At 63.1% G+C, this 3,722-nt stretch carries 3 protein-coding genes; 2 read left to right on the forward strand and 1 reads right to left on the reverse strand.

The features are described from left to right. Window positions 1-24: 24 nt before the first annotated feature. Complete coding sequence (locus NW807_RS07860) at window positions 25-1,038, reverse strand: SGNH/GDSL hydrolase family protein (protein WP_414425764.1); 1,014 nt, start codon at window positions 1,036-1,038, stop codon at window positions 25-27. Between the two features lie 81 nt (window positions 1,039-1,119). On the opposite strand from NW807_RS07860, the gene NW807_RS07865 reads away from it, so the two are divergent. Further along, the gene (locus NW807_RS07865; protein WP_414425765.1) at window positions 1,120-2,409 is read left to right on the forward strand and encodes an HD domain-containing protein; all 1,290 of its coding nucleotides are present in this window, start codon (window positions 1,120-1,122) and stop codon (window positions 2,407-2,409) included. A 160-nt stretch (window positions 2,410-2,569) separates the two neighbouring features. After that, a partial coding sequence (gene purD / locus NW807_RS07870; protein ID WP_414425766.1) for a phosphoribosylamine--glycine ligase occupies window positions 2,570-3,722 on the forward strand: 1,153 nt, incomplete at its 3' end.

The following is a 3,722-nucleotide window of genomic DNA, read 5'->3' on the forward strand; positions in this document are numbered from 1 at the left end:
TCGTAAGACTGGGTGGCTGGCTCTTCAGGGCTCCTTCCCTAGGCCGGGCCCCAGCAAGCCTCTAGGGGAGAGCTCTGCTTTTGCCTCTGGAGAAAGGGATCCCACCTCGCTAAAGGGCGGGCAGCGGTTTTGGGGCGGGACGGGCTGCTTTAGGATCCTCAAGAAGGCCTCCGCCAGATCGGCATATCCCCGGTCGTTGGGGTGAAAGCCATCCGCCAGCGGGCCGGGGAAGAAAGACTCGCGGCGGTAGGAGCGGGGATCGCAGAGCAAGTCCACTACGGGGATCCCCTGTTGGCTCAGGGGGTTGATGGCCCGTTGGCTAAGGCTGACGGAGACTAGAGCCAAAAGTTGCTGCAGGCCGCTGGGCTGCTGCTGGCCTAGGGGAATCAGGGCAAAGTTGGGCAGGTTGGCCACTGCCAGGCGAGCTTGGGGGGCGCGAGCCCGCACCGCCTGGAGCAGAGTTTGGTAGTCGGCAGCAAACTGTTGGATCTGGCGTTCAATAAAGGCTAAGGGATCCTCGCCCTGCAGGGCGCGTTGGGCTGCTGCCAAGACAATAGCGTTGGTGTCGTTGCCGCCTACCCAGATAGTAATCAAAGTGGCGTCGGGGGGGATGCGCGGCACTTGATCCTGGAGCACGTTGGCGGGGATCCCCGCCCTTAGAGCTTGCATGGCCGGGCTGAGCACCGCTCCCGAGCGGCCCAAGTTGATGAGCTCCACCTGCCCCGGCAGGAGGCGGGCTAGGCGCGGGACATACCCCGTCCCGTTGGGACAATCCAGGGGCTCCGAGCGCTGCGGGCGGGTGCCGGCGGCGTTGGCCGGGCCATCGCAGGAGATGGAGGCGTTAAAGCCAACGGCATCGCTGGCTCCCAAAGCCACATAGCGGGTGAGGGGGGTCGAGCTGGGCACGACAACAGCAGGGGGAGAACAAGCGGTCAGCCCCCAACCCAGCGTCCAGATGGCCATAGAAAGCAGCAACCCACCGGTTCTGGGGTCTGGGGGCGAGGGCGCTTGCGTAGCCAGTTGCAAAGAGGAGCCCATAGGGTAGCTTTGCTGCAGAGGTGGGGAAGCCCCCCAGCCAAGCTAACCAAAGATCCGCCAGCCAGCGAGTATGGTGGGAGTATGGCGCTGCGTTTTTGCAAGTCCCGCACCTACCACGATCCCCTGCACGGCGCCATTAGCCTAGATGGCGGGGATCCGGTCGAGGCCTTGCTGATTCGTCTTATCGACACGCCGGCCTTCCAGCGCCTACGTCGCATCCGCCAGTTGGACACGGCTTTTTTTACCTTTCACGGCGCCGAGGGATCTCGCTTTACCCACTCGGTGGGAGTGCTGCAGGTTACGCGGCGGCTGTTTGACAGGTTGGCCCGCCGCCACCCAGAGCTGCGCCCCTACCGCGCCGTCACCCTGGTTGCCGCTCTGCTGCACGACATTGGCCATGCCCCCTTTAGCCATGCAGGCGAGGAGATCTTCGGCTGCCGCCACGAGATCTGGACAGCGCGCATCGTGCGGGAGGATTCCCAGATAGCCACCCTGGTGGCGGAGTTCGACCCGCAGCTGCCGGCCCAACTGGAGCAGGTGTGGCAGAAACAATTCCCCCTGCCGCTGGTGGGGCAGCTTATTGCCAGCCAACTGGACTGCGATCGCTTCGACTACTTGATGCGGGACAGCCTGCTTACGGGCGCCCAATACGGCCACCTGGATCTGGATCGCATCCTCACCGTGTTGGACTACGACCCGGAGACGGGATCCCTTTGCATCCCTGCTCGCAAAGGCCTAGGAGCCATCGAGCACTATCTGGTGGTGCGCTATTTCATGTACACCCAAGTGTACCAGCACCCCAAGAGCCTGTGTGCCCGCTTTATTTTGGATCGCCTCTTCAAGCGGGCGCAGGTGCTCTTGCAAAAGGGGGAGATCGAGTTGGATCCCATCTTGAGCGCCTGGTGCTGGGCCGCGCTGGCGACGCAAAAGGGAGATCCCTTCGAGTTGCCTCTGCCCCTCTATTTGGCCGCTGACGATGTGATGTTCAGCTACCCTTTTCGCTTTTGGGCCATGTCGGGGAGGGATCCCATCTTGGCCGATTTGGCGCGGCGCTACCTGGAGCGGGATCTGTTCAAAGCCCGCAACATCACCCGCCTGCCAGAAGAGCGACGCCAAGAGCTGGTGGCAACTCTGAGCCAGAAGATGCAGCGAGATGGCTTGGATCCAGAAAGCTACTTGGGAATTCGCTCCGCCCACGTCCAGGGCTACAGCTTCTACGACCAAGGGATCCAACTCAAAACCGAGGACGGCTACGTAGAAATTGCCCAGCTCTCGCCGCTGGTGCGCGCCTTAGTGGAAACCCAAAGCCAGGTTTGGCTCATCTTCCCCCGCCCCTACAGCGATCTTGTAGAAGGGGCGCTGTCTGCTTAAAGGGTTATGTTAGCCCTGAGGGCCCTGGCCATTGTCCTGCTGGCGCTGCGGCTGTAAGGACTACGTCCCGCTGACGCGAACGGAAGAGCTACGGGAACATGGTCTAATGGGGAATGTAAGGACTACGTCCCGCTGACGCGATCGGGGAAACCCTAGCGCCATGCAAGTCTTGGTCATTGGCTCTGGGGGACGGGAGCACGCTTTGGTCTGGAAGCTATTGCAGTCCCCTCAGGTGACTCGAGTCTACTGGGCTCCTGGCAACGGCGGCGCCCAGCAGATGGATCGCTGTCAACCGGTGGCTTTGGCCGCCACAGACATCGAGGGACTGGTGCGGTTTGCTACCGTGCAAGGGATCCGCCTGACGGTGGTGGGGCCGGAGCTGCCCTTGGTGGAGGGAATTGTGGACGCCTTTCAGGCAGCGGGGCTCCCCATTTTTGGCCCCAGTCGCGCCGCCGCCCAACTGGAGGGAAGCAAGCTCTGGGCTAAGCAACTGATGCAGGAAGCAGGGATCCCTACGGCTCCGGCTGTGGGCTTTGCCGACTTGTCTGAGGCGCTGGCCTACCTGGATTCCAGGACTCCATCAGGCGAACGCAGCTATCCTGTCGTGATCAAAAAAGATGGGCTGGCCGCCGGCAAGGGGGTGACCGTTGCCCACAGCCGAGAAGAAGCCGTGCAGGCCCTAAAGGCGGCCCTGGCCAAGCCCGGCGAGCGGGTGCTCATCGAGGAGTTCCTCGCCGGCCAGGAGGTGTCGGTGCTGGCCCTGACGGATGGCCGGATCTGCCTGCCGCTGCTGCCTGCACAAGACTACAAGCGCCTTGGCGATGGCGATACTGGACCCAACACCGGCGGCATGGGGGCCCACGCCCCGGCAGATCACCTGGTCACCCCCAAGCTGCTGGCCCGCATCCAGGCGCAAGTGCTGGATCCTACCCTGCAGGCGCTGCAACAGCGGGGCATTCGCTACCAAGGGGTGATCTACGCCGGCCTGATGATTACGCCCAATGGGGATCCCTACGTCTTGGAGTACAACTGCCGCTTTGGGGATCCCGAAGCCCAGGTCATCCTGCCTCTGTTGGAAAACCCTCTGGACGAGGTGCTGCTGGCCTGCATCGAGGGACGACTGGCCGATCTTCAGCTGCAGTGGAAGCCCGGCTATGCCGCCTGTGTGGTCATGGCCGCCCCTGGCTACCCCGCCAGCTACGAGCGAGGAATTCCCCTTGCCGGCCTAGAGGCTGCCGCCGCCACCGGAGCCCTGGTATTCCATGCCGGCACTCGCCAGGTGGGCAAGCAGCTTCTCAGCGAGGGTGGGCGTG

This window comes from Synechococcus sp. R70.1 (assembly GCF_047461675.1).
Classification (GTDB): domain Bacteria; phylum Cyanobacteriota; class Cyanobacteriia; order Thermostichales; family Thermostichaceae; genus Thermostichus.

Coding starts and splice junctions, on each gene's coding strand:
- NW807_RS07860 (WP_414425764.1), bottom strand. CDS start 1,038: ATGGGCTCCTCTTTGCAACTGGCTACGCAAGCGCCCTCGCCCCCAGAC.
- NW807_RS07865 (WP_414425765.1), top strand. CDS start 1,120: ATGGCGCTGCGTTTTTGCAAGTCCCGCACCTACCACGATCCCCTGCAC.